15 protein-coding genes are annotated in these 15,718 nt (G+C 53.1%); 7 read left to right on the top strand and 8 right to left on the bottom strand.

The genetic code is table 11. The features are described 5' to 3' along the window. Nucleotides 1-185: 185 nt before the first annotated feature. The 6 genes from ACKWMY_RS10310 to ACKWMY_RS10285 form a co-directional block, all read right to left on the bottom strand. The gene (locus tag ACKWMY_RS10310; protein WP_409486262.1) at nt 186-1,445 is read right to left on the bottom strand and encodes a NupC/NupG family nucleoside CNT transporter; all 1,260 of its coding nucleotides are present in this window, start codon (nt 1,443-1,445) and stop codon (nt 186-188) included. Nucleotides 1,446-1,560: 115 nt separating this feature from the next. Then, nucleotides 1,561-2,499 carry a pseudouridine-5'-phosphate glycosidase gene (locus ACKWMY_RS10305; protein ID WP_024531291.1) on the bottom strand — a complete coding sequence of 313 codons (939 nt, stop codon included), beginning with the start codon at nt 2,497-2,499 and terminating at the stop codon, nt 1,561-1,563. Continuing rightward, nucleotides 2,484-3,587, bottom strand: coding sequence for a PfkB family carbohydrate kinase (locus ACKWMY_RS10300; protein WP_409486261.1), 1,104 nt, complete (start codon nt 3,585-3,587; stop codon nt 2,484-2,486). Before ACKWMY_RS10300 ends, ACKWMY_RS10305 begins: the two co-directional genes overlap by 16 nt. A 409-nt stretch (nt 3,588-3,996) precedes the next feature. Further along, on the bottom strand, nt 3,997-6,159 hold the full coding sequence (gene dcp / locus ACKWMY_RS10295) for a peptidyl-dipeptidase Dcp (protein WP_409486260.1): 2,163 nt from the start codon (nt 6,157-6,159) through the stop codon (nt 3,997-3,999). A gap of 219 nt (nt 6,160-6,378) precedes the next feature. Further along, complete coding sequence (ompC, locus tag ACKWMY_RS10290; protein ID WP_024530490.1) at nt 6,379-7,506, bottom strand: porin OmpC; 1,128 nt, start codon at nt 7,504-7,506, stop codon at nt 6,379-6,381. A gap of 330 nt (nt 7,507-7,836) precedes the next feature. Further along, on the bottom strand, nt 7,837-8,016 hold the full coding sequence (locus tag ACKWMY_RS10285) for a hypothetical protein (protein ID WP_409486259.1): 180 nt from the start codon (nt 8,014-8,016) through the stop codon (nt 7,837-7,839). A 166-nt stretch (nt 8,017-8,182) separates the two neighbouring features. Between ACKWMY_RS10285 and ACKWMY_RS10280 the strand changes: the two genes are divergently transcribed. From ACKWMY_RS10280 to ydfG, 5 genes are all read left to right on the top strand, one after another. After that, entirely contained in the window at nt 8,183-8,824 is a 642-nt protein-coding gene (locus ACKWMY_RS10280) for an HAD-IA family hydrolase (protein ID WP_024530491.1), read from the top strand. A 166-nt stretch (nt 8,825-8,990) separates the two neighbouring features. Further along, nucleotides 8,991-10,433: an MFS transporter gene (locus ACKWMY_RS10275; RefSeq protein WP_409486258.1), complete on the top strand. Its 1,443-nt coding sequence runs from the start codon at nt 8,991-8,993 to the stop codon at nt 10,431-10,433. A gap of 3 nt (nt 10,434-10,436) precedes the next feature. Next, complete coding sequence (locus ACKWMY_RS10270) at nt 10,437-11,495, top strand: aldo/keto reductase (protein ID WP_024530493.1); 1,059 nt, start codon at nt 10,437-10,439, stop codon at nt 11,493-11,495. A 98-nt stretch (nt 11,496-11,593) separates the two neighbouring features. Continuing rightward, nucleotides 11,594-12,118 (top strand): GNAT family N-acetyltransferase, encoded by a 525-nt coding sequence (locus tag ACKWMY_RS10265; RefSeq protein ID WP_024530494.1) that lies wholly within the window; start codon nt 11,594-11,596, stop codon nt 12,116-12,118. Nucleotides 12,119-12,183: 65 nt separating this feature from the next. Further along, nucleotides 12,184-12,930 (top strand): bifunctional NADP-dependent 3-hydroxy acid dehydrogenase/3-hydroxypropionate dehydrogenase YdfG, encoded by a 747-nt coding sequence (ydfG, locus tag ACKWMY_RS10260; protein WP_024530495.1) that lies wholly within the window; start codon nt 12,184-12,186, stop codon nt 12,928-12,930. A gap of 42 nt (nt 12,931-12,972) precedes the next feature. On the opposite strand, the gene ACKWMY_RS10255 is transcribed toward ydfG, so the two are convergent. Continuing rightward, nucleotides 12,973-13,299, bottom strand: a complete 327-nt coding sequence (locus ACKWMY_RS10255) for a YnfA family protein (protein ID WP_024530496.1) — start codon at nt 13,297-13,299, stop codon at nt 12,973-12,975. A gap of 134 nt (nt 13,300-13,433) precedes the next feature. Between ACKWMY_RS10255 and ACKWMY_RS10250 the strand changes: the two genes are divergently transcribed. Together ACKWMY_RS10250 and ACKWMY_RS10245 are read left to right on the top strand one after the other, a co-directional pair. Further along, nucleotides 13,434-13,793 carry a DUF1283 family protein gene (locus tag ACKWMY_RS10250; protein ID WP_024530497.1) on the top strand — a complete coding sequence of 120 codons (360 nt, stop codon included), beginning with the start codon at nt 13,434-13,436 and terminating at the stop codon, nt 13,791-13,793. Between the two features lie 77 nt (nt 13,794-13,870). Beyond that, the gene (locus tag ACKWMY_RS10245) at nt 13,871-14,170 is read left to right on the top strand and encodes a DUF1161 domain-containing protein (protein ID WP_024530498.1); all 300 of its coding nucleotides are present in this window, start codon (nt 13,871-13,873) and stop codon (nt 14,168-14,170) included. A gap of 42 nt (nt 14,171-14,212) precedes the next feature. Here the strand turns inward: ACKWMY_RS10245 and ACKWMY_RS10240 are convergent, their stop codons facing one another. Continuing rightward, nucleotides 14,213-15,706, bottom strand: a complete 1,494-nt coding sequence (locus ACKWMY_RS10240; RefSeq protein WP_024530499.1) for an MDR family MFS transporter — start codon at nt 15,704-15,706, stop codon at nt 14,213-14,215. Nucleotides 15,707-15,718 lie beyond the last annotated feature (12 nt).

The raw sequence follows: 15,718 nt of genomic DNA, 5'->3' as shown, positions 1-15,718 counted from the left end.
ACCCTACGGGAACCGATCGAGTTCGTTGATTGTCTTGAGTAAAACCGTGCCTTTCTTGTTTTTATTCCCTACTTTCCGAAGCAGCACAACCTCATCAAAAAAGCCGTGCAGCTCCCTCGCCCTACGGGAGAGGGTTGGGGTGAGGGGCAATCGAGGACGGATTAGCCTGCAATTGCCCCGGTTCTTCAAATCCCCCCTAACCCGATAAACAGCCCGGCAATGGTGGCGCTCATCAGGTTGGACAGCGTCGCCGCCAACAGCGCCCGGAACCCTAACTGGGCAATTTCCGAGGCCCTTTCCGGCACCACCGCACTGAATGCCCCCACTACCACGGCAATCGAGCCAAAATTGGCAAAACCGCACAGTGCGAACGAAATCACCGCGATGGTTTTCGGATCGAGTAACATCGCGCTTTCTTTCAGGTAAGGAGAGAAGCTGAGGTAGGCAACAAACTCGTTAATTGCCAGTTTCTGGCCAATCAGCCCCCCTGCCAGATCGGCATGTTCCCAGCTCACGCCCATGATGTAGGCTAACGGAGCAAACAGATAGCCCAGCAGGCTTTGCAGGCTGACGCTTTCAACACCAAACAGGCCACCCACGCCGCCGATAATGCCGTTGATCAACGCGATCAGCGCGACGAAGGCCATCACTACCGTGGCAACCCCCACCGCAATTTTCAGCCCCAACATCGCACCGTTAGCCGCCGCTTCGATAATGCTGGCGGGCCGTTTATCACTGAATGACATTTCGCTGAACTCAACGCGGGAAGGCTCCGTCGCCGGGCTGAGCAAACGGGCAAACAGGATCCCCCCTGGGATAGCCATCAGCGAGGCCGCCAGCAGATACTCAATGGGGACGCCCAAACCGGCATAACCGACCAGCATCGAACCGGCAATCGAGGCCATGCCGCTACAGATCACCGTGAACAGTTCATTGCGGTTCATGTTTTTAACAAACGGCTTCAACACCGCAGGTAACTCATTTTGCCCCAGGAAAATGGTGGTGGCAGCGGCAAAGGACTCCACCTTGCTGATATTCATAAGCCGCTGGAAGACATAGCCAAGGATATTGATCACCCATTTCATTACCCCAAGATAATATAAAATAGAAATCAACGAGGTGATAAAGATGATGGCGGGTAGCACGTGAAAAGCGAACACAAAACCTGCACCATCGAAAAGCTCATTCATTTTCGGCCCTACCAGTCCGCCAAAAATAAATGCGCTCCCCGCATCGCTGTACGAAATCACGCGATTGACACCGCTGGCAATGGCGTTGATTAACCATTTACCTGCGGGGACATACAGCATAATAGCGCCAAGTAATACCTGAAGTAACAATGCCGCACCGACCGTGCGCACACTTATTTTTCTTTTATTGACGGAAAACACAAAACCGATTAATAACAGGATCGACATACCTGCAAGACTGCGCAACAACTCCATAAGGCCCCCTTCTATTTTGTTTATTTCCTTCTTTACTCGGCAAACGGCAATAGCCTGCCGCCTGCCGAGGCAGAAGTGATTTATCAAGGACAAACGTAGAGTGCTAATTTAAGCGTTAAGCGCAATTTAGCTGATAATGACCCGCGATCTTGGCTGCCAACTCGGCATTATTAAACACCAGCTGAATATTGGCCTGCAGGCTATCGCCACCGGTCAATTCAGCGACTCTGGCCAGCAGGAATGGCGTACTCTCCTTGCCGGACACACCCTGCTCCACGGACTCCTGAACAGCCTGCTCAATGGCCTGGTTGATCTTCTCTTCAGACATGGCGTACTGCTCTGGAATAGGGTTGGCGATCACCATCCCGCCCTGCAAGCCAGCAGCCCATTTGGCGGCCATTGCCCGCGCGATTTCCTGCGGCGTATCCAGGCGCACGCTAACGGAATAAGGGCTGGTACGGCTGAAGAATGCGGGCAGACTATCGGTGCCATACCCCACCAGAGGCACGCCATGGGTTTCCAGGTATTCGGTGGTCAAACCGAGATCCAGGATCGATTTGGCACCGGCACAAATCACCGCCACGTTGGTTTGTGCCAATTCCTGTAAATCAGCCGAAATATCAAACGTCTGCTGTGCACCGCGGTGCACACCGCCAATCCCGCCGGTGGCGAATACGCTGATCCCGGCCAGTTCGGCAATGATCATGGTAGAAGCCACGGTGGTTGCGCCGTTTTTGCCACTGGCAATCACAAACGGCAAATCGCGACGACTCACTTTGGCGACCCGGTGCCCTTCGCGGCCCAACGTTTCTATCTCATCATGGGATAGCCCCGCCTTCATCCGCCCATTGATCACCGCAATGGTCGCTGGCACCGCCCCGTTGGCACGGATCTTTTCCTCTACCTGTAAGGCAGTTTCAACGTTCTGCGGGTAAGGCATGCCGTGGGAAATAATCGTCGACTCCAACGCCACCACCGGCCGATTTTCGGCCAGTGCAAGCGCCACTTCAGGCGCGATATCCAGATATTGATGAGTGATTAGGCTATTTTGCATGATTGTAATTCCAGAAGTTTTTGAACGCTGCCTTGCGACAGATTCGGGTTGTTGGTGAACTCAGAGGCCAGGGTCATTGCCGAACAGCCCTGGGCAAAACGGATACTGTGATCGAGTGGGAAATCCTCCAGCCAGCAACTCACCAGCCCCGCCATCATGGCATCCCCGGCTCCAGTGACATTGACGACCTGAGTCGGCAGCGGTGCCGACCAACCGTACTGGCCGTCCACTTCGCTGAAATACACGCCGTGGCTACCCATACTCAGCGCTAAACGCTGCACGCCTTGCTGGTGGAACCATTGGGCGACTGCCGGTGCATCGCTCGCCTGGGATATTTTCATCCCACTGAGAATTTCTGCCTCAATCCGATTTGGCTTCAACGTATGGATATGCGAGAGCCAGTTTTTGATTTTTGGCGCTTTAAAAGCGGAAACCGTATCGACAAATACCGGTACATTACCGGCATTGCTAAATAACCAGGCCAGCGCGTCTTCGGTCAGGTTGCAGTCCAGCACCAAGACACCACTGTGCTGAATTAAATCCTTGGAATGAGATAACAGCGCCGGGGTCAATTTTTCCAGGATGCGCATATCGTTGATGGCGACCAGCATTTCGCCATTGCCATCCAGCAGCGAAACGTAGGTCGAAGTATTTTCACCATGCAACCGATGGCAATTATCCACGTTGACGCCCGCCAGTTTTGCCTGTTCCAGCAGCGTAGTGCCATAGAAATCGTCACCAACCACGGAAACCAGATGGCATTCGGCACCTAATAACGCAATATTCTGCGATATATTTCGGCCAACGCCTCCCGGGGTACACTTTATTTTCCCTGGGTTGGAGTCTTCATAAACCAGCTGCGTATTGGCATAACCACAAACGTCCATATTTACCGAGCCAACGGTGACCACATAGCGGTGTTCGGAGAGAATATAGCCTTTACCTTTAATATAGCCTTTATTCATTAAATTCATGATGTGGCCTGCCACACCAGAACGGCTAATACCTAGAATATCGGCGATTTCGTGTTGTTGAATCAACGGGTCCCGCCGAAGGAGTTGCAGTATCTGTTTTTCCCGGTTGGTCATAATTAACACTTGTTTGTTTTTGAACAGGTGTTTGTTTTAAATTGGAACCCGACAACAGTAAAGCGGCAACTATCGGAGTTGAGATTATGATCGTAACTTGTCGTCACGCCGTTTTCAGCGGTTAATCTGTGACATTAATCATATTAACCCAGTCTGAAAACGGCATTTCTTATGGTTTTTATACGAGGGGGAAATTTTGTGCTGAAGATAAACTCATTAAAACAATGGGATGGATTTTGGGATTATTTACACCAACACGTGTTGGTAACCCTGTTAATTACAAGGATTAATCTCACCACGGCTAATTTCGGTTACATAGAAAAACGATCGGCCTCACACAATTCTCTTTCTTGGCATTGTTATAACCCTCCGAGAGCAGTTCCTGCTCTCGGAGGGTGCTAAACAATAGTTACTTATCCTTCAGCCCGCGGTTGATCAACATTGGTTCAATGCTCGGCTCCTGCCCACGCCATTTAACGTACAGCTTTTCCAGATCCTGGCTGTTGCCCTGTGACAACACCTGCTCGCGGAAACGCTGGCCATTCTCTGCCGTTAACCCGCCGTTATCGCTGAACCACTGGAAGGCGTCATCTGCCAACATCTCCGTCCACAGATAGGCGTAATAACCGGCGGCATAGCCGTTGCCCCAGATATGCTGGAAATAGCTGGAGCGATAGCGCGGTGGCACATAGCTGAGGTCGATCTTGTCCTGGCGCAGTGATGCGGCCTCAAACTTGTCCACGTCCTGCTGCGGCTGATCGGCACCGAGCATGTGCCAATGCATATCCAGCAGCGCGGCGGCCAACAGTTCGGTCATGGCGTAGCCCTTGTTGAACTTGTCGGCCTTGTTGATTTTATCGACCAACACCTGCGGCATCGCCTCACCCGTTTGATAATGCTTGGCAAAGTGGGCAAATACCTGCGGATCGCTGACCCAGTGCTCGTTAAACTGCGACGGGAACTCAACAAAATCGCGGGCAGTGTTGGTGCCCGACAGGCTTGGGTATTGCTGATCGGCAAACATGCCGTGCAGCGCATGGCCAAACTCGTGGAACAGGGTGATCACGTCGTCATAAGAGAGCAATGCAGGTTGGCCCGCTGCGGGTTTGGTGAAGTTGGAGACGTTGTAAATCACCGGTTTGGTGCCGTTGAGTTTGGACTGTTCAACGAAGTTGCTCATCCAAGCGCCACCGCCCTTGTTATCACGCTTAAAGAAATCGGTGTAGAACAGCGCCAGAGACTGGCCGTCTTTATCAAATACCTCGTATACCCGCACGTCTGGATGATAAACCGGGATATCTTTACGTTCTTTAAAGCTGATGCCGTACAGCAAATTGGCGGCATAGAATACGCCGTTATGCAGCACGTTGCTCATCTCAAAGTAAGGCCTAATCTGTGACTCATCCAGATCGTACTTCTCTTTACGCACCTGCTCGGCATAGAACTGCCAATCCCAGGCGGCCAGCTTGAAACCGCCGTTTTGCCGATCGATCACTGCCTGAATATCTTTGGCCTCGCGCTCTGCCCGGGCCGTGGCGGCAGGCACGATATCACGCATAAACGCCAACGCCGCATCCGGGGTTTTCGCCATCTGATTTTGCAACTTCCAGGCGGCATAGTTCGGGAAGCCCAGCAGTTTGGCCTGCTCGGCACGCACTTTAGCTAACCGCGCCAGAGTTTGGCGGGTATCGTTAGAGTCATTTTTTTCTGCACGATTGATCGACGCTTCGAACAACTTTTGGCGAGTATCGCGATCTTGCAGGCTTTGCAAATCAGGCTGTTGCGTGGTGTTTTGCAACACCAACAGCCATTGCTTATCCAGCTTACGTTCGCTGGCTGCCTGCGCTGCTGCCGCCAACTCGCCCTCTGAAAACCCGACCAGCAGGGTTTTATCACCGATCGCCAACGCGCCATTCTTGCTGGCGGCCAATAATTTATTGGTGAACTGGGTGCTCAGCGTCGCCGCTTCCTGGTTCAACGCTTTCAGTTGGGTTTTATCCGCGTCAGAAAGATTGGCCCCGGCCAGCACATAGTTCTTGTAGGTAACCTCTACCAGCCGCAGGGACTCGGTGTCCAAGTTGAGGCTGTCACGCCGATCGTAAATCGCCTTGATGCGCGCAAACAGTTTGCTGTTCAGCATGATGGCATCATTTAACGCCGCCAGCTTCGGTGAGGTTTCTTCATCCAGCTTTTGCAGCGCGTCGCTGGTGTTGGCGGAGGTCATCGCGCCGAACACGTTCATGGTGCGCGTCAACAGTGCGCCACTTTTTTCCAGCGCCACGAAGGTATTGTCGAACGTAGGCTCAGCCGGGTTATTGGCGATTTTTTCGACTTCTGTCAGTTTCTGCTGGATACCGGCGGCAATGGCCGGGGCATAATCGCTTTCGCTGATGACATCAAAACGCGGGGCCTGGAATGGTAACTGACTGGCGGTAAAGAACGGGTTTTGTCCCTGCTTATCCTGTTTAACTTCTCCGGCCACTTTCGCCTCCTTTGTCTGGGTATTGGTTTCTGCCAGCGCGGGCGTACTTAATGCAACGCCGATCGCCAGTACCAGGGTGGATAAACGCATCAAATCGAAACTCCTCCATGTCTTAATGTAGGGACGCTGCGTCCAATTGGATAGAAGCTGTAAATTCAGCAACATAGCCTAGCTTAGGCTCAGATGGTCGTTTGAGCAAAAATAACTGGAAATTTCTCAACAGGCTAGCGGCTGTATACTGCGGGGGAGAACAAAGAAAAAACGCGGCCAGAAGGCCGCGTTATCGTGAGCTGACTTATTTCTCTGTCATCAGAACTGATAAACCAGACCGACAGCAACCACGTCGTCAGTATTAATACCGGCCGATTTGGTGAAGTCGTTTTCATCCAACAGGTTGATTTTATAATCCACATAGGTGGACATGTTTTTGTTGAGGTAATAGGTCGCACCCAAGTCAACAAACTTGACCAAGTTTTCACTGCCGTAGGTATGACCGTTAGCAGCCTGCCCCAGGTTCTTGCCGTTGGTTTGGTTATAACCCACAAATGGGCGCAGGCCGAAATCAAACAGATAATGTGCATAGGCCTCAAAGCTTTGCGCTTTATTAGCGTAGCCATACGCGTCGCTGTTTGAACTGCCGAAGCGCGCTGCATTATAGGACTGGGTAAACATGACGGCCACATAGGTATTGCTGTCGTCATATTTCAGGCCGCCTGAATAGCCTTCCGCATTGTCACCACGCCCCATGATACCACTATATGCACCACCGCCATTTTGCTCGCTGGTACGTTTGGAATTAAAGAAGGCTCCCGCTGCGCTAATACCGTAGCCAATATCATAGTTCACCGACATACCATAACCATCACCGTTCTGACCCAGAACGTTGCGACCATTGTTAGTCTCTTCAGGACTGCCGTTTTTACCCTGATACTGCAGAGCAAAATGCAGACCATCAACCAGGCCAAAGAAGTTATTGTTTCGATAGGTCGCCAAACCGTTTGAACGTTGGAACATGAACTGGTCGGCACCATAGGTGGAACCGTCAAATTCTGGCTGCATGTCGGTATAAGCCGCTACGTCATACAGGACACCGTTGTTACGGCCATAGTCGAATGAGCCATAATCAACGACTTTCAACCCTGCGAAACCATAACGTGTGAAGGCATTGTTTTCGCTTTCCGGAGTGTTAACGTTGACCTGGTATTCCCACGTACCATAGCCGGTAAGTTGGTCGTTAATCTGCGTTTCACCACGGAGCCCCATACGTATGTATGACTGGTCGCCATCAACGCTATTGTTATCAGAGAAATAGTGAAGACCATCGACTAAACCGTACAAATCCAGTTTATTACCGTCTTTGTTGTAGATTTCAGCGGCCCCTGCGGTGCCAGCCATCAGCAAAGCAGGAACCATCAGAGAGAGTACTCGAAGTTTCATCTTGATTGTCCTCTATTATTATGTCGTGCTATAGCCACTGCTGTTACGAGCATGATTAGCTCGTGGGTGTATTACCGTTTTAATGGCGGTAATGATATTAATTTATACCGGGATTACTTTAATGCAAGCTGGAGCGGTTGTTTTTTAATCGCGAGGGAGTGTTTCAAGCTGACATACGGGATAAAGGCCCCCTCATGCGGATTATGTCAGGATAAAAAACATAATTGATGCAATAGGTTGGGGTTATAGCAATTCATTACCCAAGCGCTTATGATAAATAATCAACCATTCACATTGATTTTCTATGAACCTATGCTACCCATTAAATGGTCATAATGAAATAATTTCAAAATATTGCCAATCATTTCTTTTGTGAATATATAGAGCGAAGCCCAGTGGCTCCATACTGGCCTCAGCCCCGATACTTTCTTTTCTTCTGAGGGAGCGACCATGATAAAAAGCATCATGTTGTTTCACTTTTTTCCACTGCCTGACTGTTTTCTTATCCAAACCTTAACCATTTATTTTAACCGCGCTCTGCGGCTTCATGCGGCCCATCAATATCGCATTTTTTACATACCGGCTGTGATTTAAACAATCCATTGATTTCAGTCAACAATGCCTTGCCGCCACTCTGTTGTTATTGGGAAACCGAAGCTTTAAATCAAAGGGACTTATGAACGCTATCGCTTGCAAGGCAGTGCTGTTTGACCTGGACGGTACCTTGGTGGACTCAGGAGCCTGTATAGAGAAATTGTGGTCTGAATGGGCAACCCGGCATCATCTGGATGTGGACTACGTTCTGGCAAATATTCACGGGCGTACTATCGAGGAAACGCTGCGGATCGTCTCTCCTTACTTTGACAACCCACAGTGCGTTGATGAAGTCAAAACGCTCGCCATCGAGGCTCTCAGTCAGGTTAGTGCCATTAGCGGTGCCGTTGAGCTGGTGCGCCAGTTGCCGCCACAATGCTGGGCAATTGTCACCTCCGGCGCCAAGAAAGTGTCGATGCAAAGCATGATCAGCGCAGGCATCCCACGGCCCCACATGATGATCACTTCGGAAGATATCGTGCACGGCAAACCCCATCCAGAACCCTATCTGATGGCGGCAGCCGGATTTGGCCTGCCGGTGCAGAAATGCGTGATTTTTGAAGATGCGATTTCTGGCGTGAACTCCGCCCTTGCCGCCGGTGGGCAAGTGATCGTCATCGGTAACGGCGTGCCGATTTCTTCCCCGCAAATCAAGGCCACCGTGGCCGACTTGAGTAGCTTTAAAGCCGAGTTGATCGACGACATCATCCATTTATCCTGGTGACTACAACACGCTAGCGGGCACATTTGCTGTGCCCGCTAATAATCACTCCATTAACTTCTTTTTAACCTCCCCGTGATGCGTTATGCTCAAAAATCCGACGTAGTGATTTTTGAAACGGGATTTCTGTTATGTCTGCCTATTTACCGTACTCCAGCCGGAGCCGTCCATGAGTTGGTTCTCGCGCGCTAGCGCGCTTCCTCTGCTGGTTGCCGGGGCATTCTTTATGGAAAACCTGGACGCTACGGTGATCGTCACCGCGATGCCGCAAATGGCGACAGCCTTTGGCGTACAGCCGGTAGATATGAACATCGGGGTTTCGGCCTATATTCTTACCCTGACGGTGTTTATCCCCGCCAGCGGTTGGATCGCCAACCGCTTTGGTGCCCGCAATATTTTCACCGCCGCCATCGTTATCTTTACCCTGGCCTCGGTGCTATGCGCCCTCAGTACCACCTTGCCACAGTTTACTGCGGCTCGTATCCTGCAAGGCTTTGGCGGCGCTTTGATGGTGCCAGTGGGCCGCCTGGTGGTGCTGCGTAATACCGCCAAACCCGATCTGATCAACGCCATTGCCACTATCACCTGGCCAGGATTAGCCGCCCCGGTCCTGGGGCCACCGGTTGGCGGTTTTATCACCACCTACGCTTCCTGGCACTGGATTTTCATCCTCAACGTGCCGCTTGGCCTGTTGGCACTGTTCTTCGCCTGGCGCTTGATCCCTCATGAGCCCGCGCAGAAAGGCGTTTCCTTTGATGGATTGGGTTTTGTGCTCACCGGAGTCGCCTGCTTTGGGCTGATGTTTGGGCTGGATCTGATCAACAGTCCGCAACTCTCGTGGCTAGTGCCTCTGTCATGTCTGGCCGCTAGCCTGGCGCTGGGAAGCCTGGCGATACGTCACGCCAAACGCCACGCCTATCCCTTGATAGATCTCTGGGCGATGCGGGTAAAAAGTTACGCTGTCACTATTAAGGGCGGCACTCTGTTCCGCATTGCTATCGGTGCCGTGCCGTTTCTGCTGCCCCTACTGTTTCAAATCGGCTTTGGGCTGAATGCCTTCGATGCGGGGTTGTTGGTGCTGGCGGTGTTTGCCGGTAATCTGGTAATGAAGCCGTTCACCTCAGCAATCCTCTACCGGTTCCGTTTTCGTACCACGCTGGTAGTCAACGGCTTACTTAATGCCGCTACCATTTTTGCCTGCGCGCTGCTAACCCCGCAGACCCCTACCTGGTTGATCCTGACGCTGCTGTTTGTCAGTGGCTTGACACGTTCGATGCAGTTCACCGCGCTGAATACGCTGGCGTTTTCCGAAGTGCCGCAACCCCGCATGAGCGGAGCTAATACCCTGTTCAATATGGCCCAGCAGATGGGCAGCGGCCTGGGTATCGCCATCGGTGCGCTGGCGCTGCGGTTGGCGGAGATGCTGATGCCGCAGCAACAGGGGGTAGTGCCGCTGGTCGACTTCCAACTGGCCTTTATTGTGATTGGCGTGATCGCCCTGGTGGCGGTGCTAGATAGCTTTACGCTGGGCGCAGAGGCGGGCAATGAAATCCGCCAGAGGAAAAGCGCCTCTAAGTCTGAAAAATCTATGGCAACCAAAGTAAGGAGTTAAACGATGCAATACCGTCAACTTGGCCGGTCCGGCCTTAAAGTTTCGGCTCTAAGTTTAGGCACCATGACCTTTGGAGGACAAGGCAAGTTCGCCAAAACCGGCGCGACAGACGTTAACGAGGCGCGCAATCAAATCGCCATGTGTATTGATGCGGGGATCAACCTGTTCGATACCGCCGACGTCTATTCCGCAGGCCAATCGGAGGAGATCCTCGGCCAGGCATTGGGCAGTAAACGCCACGAAGTGCTGGTCGCCAGCAAGGCCCGTTTCCCTATGGGCAGTGGCCCGAACGATGCCGGGTTATCACGCCACCACCTGATCCGCGCCTGCGAAGCCAGCCTGAAACGCCTGAATACCGACTATCTCGATCTCTATCAGTTGCACGAGTGGGACGGCATCACCCCAGTGGACGAAACGCTGCGGGCGCTGGAGGATCTGGTGAGCAGCGGCAAGGTGCGTTACACCGGTTTGTCCAACTTCTCCGGTTGGCACCTGATGAAACACCTGGGCAGCGCGGAACGGTTGGGATTGGTGCGCCCGGTCAGCCAACAAATCCATTACAGCCTGCAGGCGCGCGAAGCGGAATATGAACTGCTACCTGTTGCTCAGGATCAGGGGCTTGGAGTGTTGGTCTGGAGCCCATTGGCCGGTGGCCTGCTCTCGGGCAAATACCGCCGTAATCAACCCACACCGGAAGGCACGCGCCATCTGGCCAACTGGGGTGAGCCGCCGGTGCGTGATCAAGACGCGCTGTTTGATATTGTTGAGGTGCTGGTGGATATCGCTCATTCCCGCGGTATCTCTGCGGCACAAATCGCGCTGGCCTGGCTGTTGGCTCGCCCAACGATCACTTCGGTGGTCATCGGTGCCCGCAACGCAGAGCAGCTCAAAGATAACCTGCACGCGGCCAACCTGATCCTCAACGAAGAAGAGCTGCAGCGCTTGGAAGAAGTGAGCCGTCCGCCGCTGATTTATCCCTACTGGCACCAAGCCTCAACCGCGCCGGATCGTCTCTCTGCGGCCGACCTTTTGCTCCTTGCCCCTCACCTGGTAAAAAAATAAGTCGCATCTGCCGCTAATCAACGTAATATCGATGATCCGCCCCGTTTTAACGGGAGCGGATTTTTGCCGTTTTAGGCCTGAAAAGCGAGGTAATAATAATGATGCACAGTGACCTTACTCAGTGCCGTGTGGATACCGATCGGTTGTTGATTGCCCCCTTTACCGCAGCAGACGCCGACGATGTTTACCAGGCGATCACCCCTACGCTAACGCGTTTTATGACCTTTGAACCAGAAGAGTCTCCCGAGGCATTTGCCAACGTCTGGGAAGGCTGGTTACCGTTGATCCGTGAAGGTGAAGAAGTCATCTTTGTGGCACGACTGCGTGACAGCAAGCAGTTCGTTGGCATGGGTGGCGTGCATAATCTGCACCAGCAAAAACCGGAACTCGGGATCTGGGTGAAAGAGAGCCTGCACGGTAACGGCTATGGCCGCGAAATCGTCCATGCCATGGCGAAGTGGGCCAGCGAGCGCTACCACCCACCGTACTTCATCTACCCCGTCGCCGAGCAGAACACGCCAAGCCGCCGCATTGCCGAATCACTGGGTGGCACCGTGCAAGGCCGCCGCGAGAATATCAAATACGACTGTGTGGTTTACCACGTGCCGGCCATCACCGGTTAAAATTGCAGGGTTAACGCAACCGCGTTAGAGTGGATGCAGGCTAAAAACAGTTAAGGAACAGCAGCATGATTATTTTTGTCACGGGCGCTACCTCCGGTTTTGGTGAAGCAATTGCCCGCAAGTTTATCGGTGAAGGCCATCAGGTGATTGCCACTGGCCGTCGTGTAGAGCGCCTGGAGGCGCTGCAGACAGAACTCGGTGAAGCACTGCATATCGTGCGTTTGGATGTCCGCAACCGTGCGGCGATCCAGCAGGCCATCGAAGAGTTACCCGCTGCGCTGCGCAACGTCGATGTACTGGTGAATAACGCAGGTCTGGCGTTGGGCCTGGAACCTGCGCACAAAGCCAATGCGGACGATTGGGAAACCATGATCGATACCAACACCAAAGGGTTGGTCAATATGACCCGCGCGCTACTGCCAGCCATGGTGGAACGTAACGTTGGCCATGTGATCAACATCGGCTCCACCGCCGCCAACTGGCCTTATGCCGGTGGTAACGTTTACGGCGCTACCAAGGCCTTCGTTAAACAGTTTAGCCTGGGTCTACGCGCCGATCTGCACGGCACTCATATTCGCGTTACCGATATTGAGCCTGGCATGGTTGGCGGCACCGAGTTCTCCAACGTGCGTTTCAAAGGGGATGACGGCAAGGTAGATAAAACCTATCAAGGGGTAGATGCCCTGACGCCGGATGATGTTGCCGAAGCGGTATTCTGGGTGGCAACGCTGCCTGCCCGCGTCAATATCAATACCTTGGAAATGATGCCGGTCAGCCAGTCCTTTGCCGGGCTGAGCATTCATCGCGGTTAACAGTTCTACTCTGTGGCAGGGCACCCGCCCTGCTATTTCAACTCACGCCGTGCGCCAACCGGAAACGATAATCAACATCCCCAGCAGTGCCACCCCGGCCCCCAACCAATCCATAGTCGACAACTTCACACCATCAACCACTCGCAGCCAAAGCAGGGCCGTTGCTACATAGACGCCTCCATAGGCAGCATAGACTCTCCCACTGGCCGCAGGATGCAGCGTCAACAACCAGACAAACAGCATCAGGCTGAGGGCCGCAGGCAGCAACAGCCAGACGCTGGCGTTTTTCTTTAGCCACAGATACGGCAAGAAACAGCCAATGATTTCGGCCAATGCCGTGGCAAAAAACAGTAAAGTGGTTTTTAACATTGCTGCTCTTTCTCTCAGTAAATTAAACGAACTTGGCTACAGGCTGGTGCAATATAACAGCACAGTGATATATTTAACCCATGCTACAGCCAGTGTTGCTGGTGGATGCAACACTCACTTATAAGGATGAAACGATGAAATTACCTTCCCTTCCGCGCCTGATGTTACCGGTTGCCCTGTTATTGCTGGCCGGTGCCTGGCAAGCTCCTGCATTGGCAGCCACTTGCACCCAGGGCAGCACCTGCGTCACGGTTGACGGCAGCGGCGGCGCGGCCATGAGCAATGAACAGGCTCGCCAAAGCAAAGAGCAGTGGAACGAAACCAAATCGCTGCGCAGCAAGGTCAACACCCGTGTCGAGAAAGAGTTTGACAAGGTTGACCGTGCTATTGATGACGAAGATCGTTGTGATAACAGCTACAACGTCAATGCCTATTGGGAACCGTCAACCCGTAAGTGTCTGGATCGCACCACTGGACGCCCAGTCACGCAGTAATAGCGAGTAAGGGTAAACTATTCAACCAGATGCTGCTATCCTGACAAAGAACATTCGTCTCAAATAAGGATCCAATGATGAAAAAAGCGCTCGTAGTAGGTGTACTGCTGTTAGCCACCGCGCCGCTGGCTGCTTTTGCCTCATGTGAGAGCATAAAGGCGGATATTGCCCAGAAGATTGTCAATAACGGCGTGCCGGAATCCGGCTTTAAGCTGGAGATCGTACCTAACGATCAGGCTAACCTTGCCGGTGGACTGGTGGTTGGCCATTGTGGCCAAGATACGCAGAAAATCGTCTATACCCGCCTGAATAACGGCGACGACAGCGGTGACGCGGCGCAAACTGGCACCAGCCAGGATACCAAAGCCTCGCAGTAACCGGCTCCAGGGCGCAGTTCGTTACTGCGCCCCTCTTCCTTGTTACGCCTGTTTAACCTCTTCACCTTCGCCCTGTGGCCGATGACGCGCCGGGATCAGCATAGCCGCGCCCAAGGCAAACAGCGATATCAACGCCGAGACCAGGAATACCCAATGCATTGAGGCTGCGACATGCCCGGTGAGATCCGCCAGCGCCTCTGGGCGCATGGTGTTGCGTACTTCTGGCTCCATCAACTGCTGTACTGGATCAACCGTTTGTGGCAGACGCAGATGCAGGTTGATATTCAACGTAGCCCCCAGAATCGCGGTGCCAATGGCCGATCCGACCATCCTGGTGAATACTGTGCAGGCGGTTGCGATGCCACGAATGCTGTAATGTGCCGCATTCTGTACCGAGACCAGAAAAGTGGTATTGCACAAACCCATACCAACCCCGATGATAAACGCAGCAACCCGCCCCCACAGCAAACCACCGGAAGGCTGTAACAGCAGCAGGATAAAGCCGCCGGCCGACAACAGCAACGCGCCAAGCAGTGCCGTGGTGCGATAAGAAGTCAGCAACATCAAACGCCCGCTCAGCATACTGGCCAGCGGCCAGCCAATCGACATCAAGGCCAACGTAGTACCGGCTTCCAGCGGAGTTCCGCCCTTCACGCCCTGAATGAAGGTCGGCAAGAAGGCGCTAATACCCATCATGGCAGCACCGATCACCACGCCGCCAATATTGCCCGCCACAATCACGCGGTTTTGCCACAGGGCCAGCGGGAACAGCGGTTCAGGAGTAAGACGCTCCTGACGAATTAACAACTTCAGCGCCACTAACGCCAACGCCAGCAACGGTATCACCCACCATCCCAGCATTTCCGCCTGCAAGAGTGACAGCAGTAAGGCGGCGACAAAGATCGTCAGCCAAGCCGTTCCCGCCAGATCCAACGCATGTTTGCGCCCCTGTTTAAGGTCTGGCAGGTAACGCCCCAGGAAATACATCGCCAGCAGGCCAATGGGCAGGTTAACCCAAAATACCAGTGCCCAAGACGTGTGTTGCACGATAAACGCCCCCAGTAACGGACCAAGAATGGCCGAAACACCCCAGACGCTAGAGATATACCCCATCACTTTTGGCCGTTCGGTGGCGCTGTAAATATCACCGATCACGGTGGTGGCAATCGGCATGATCGCCCCGGCCCCCAGCCCTTGCAACAGGCGGAAGGCAATCAGCCAATACATATTCGATGAGAAACCGCACAGGATCGACCCCAACAGGAACAGCGTGGCGCCAAAGAAAAAGACCGGTTTCCGGCCGTATAAATCCGCCAACCGTCCGTAGATCGGGATAGTAATGGCCTGTGCCAGCAAATAGACCGAAAACACCCAGCCTAGCAACGAAAAACCACCCAGGTCGCCAATAATCGTCGGCATCGCGGTGGCGACAATGGTCGCTTCGATGGCAGACATGAACATCGCCAGCATGCAGGCAAACAGGATCAATGGCCGATGAGCTACTTGGACTGTGCTCGAAGAAGTGTTAGTGGTCATCAGTTTATCATG

The sequence above is a fragment of the Serratia sp. J2 genome (assembly GCF_046269175.1).
Taxonomy (GTDB): Bacteria; Pseudomonadota; Gammaproteobacteria; order Enterobacterales; family Enterobacteriaceae; genus Chania; species Chania fonticola_C.
Note: the sequence above shows the minus strand (reverse complement) of the source record. Positions and strands in the feature narration are given on the sequence as shown.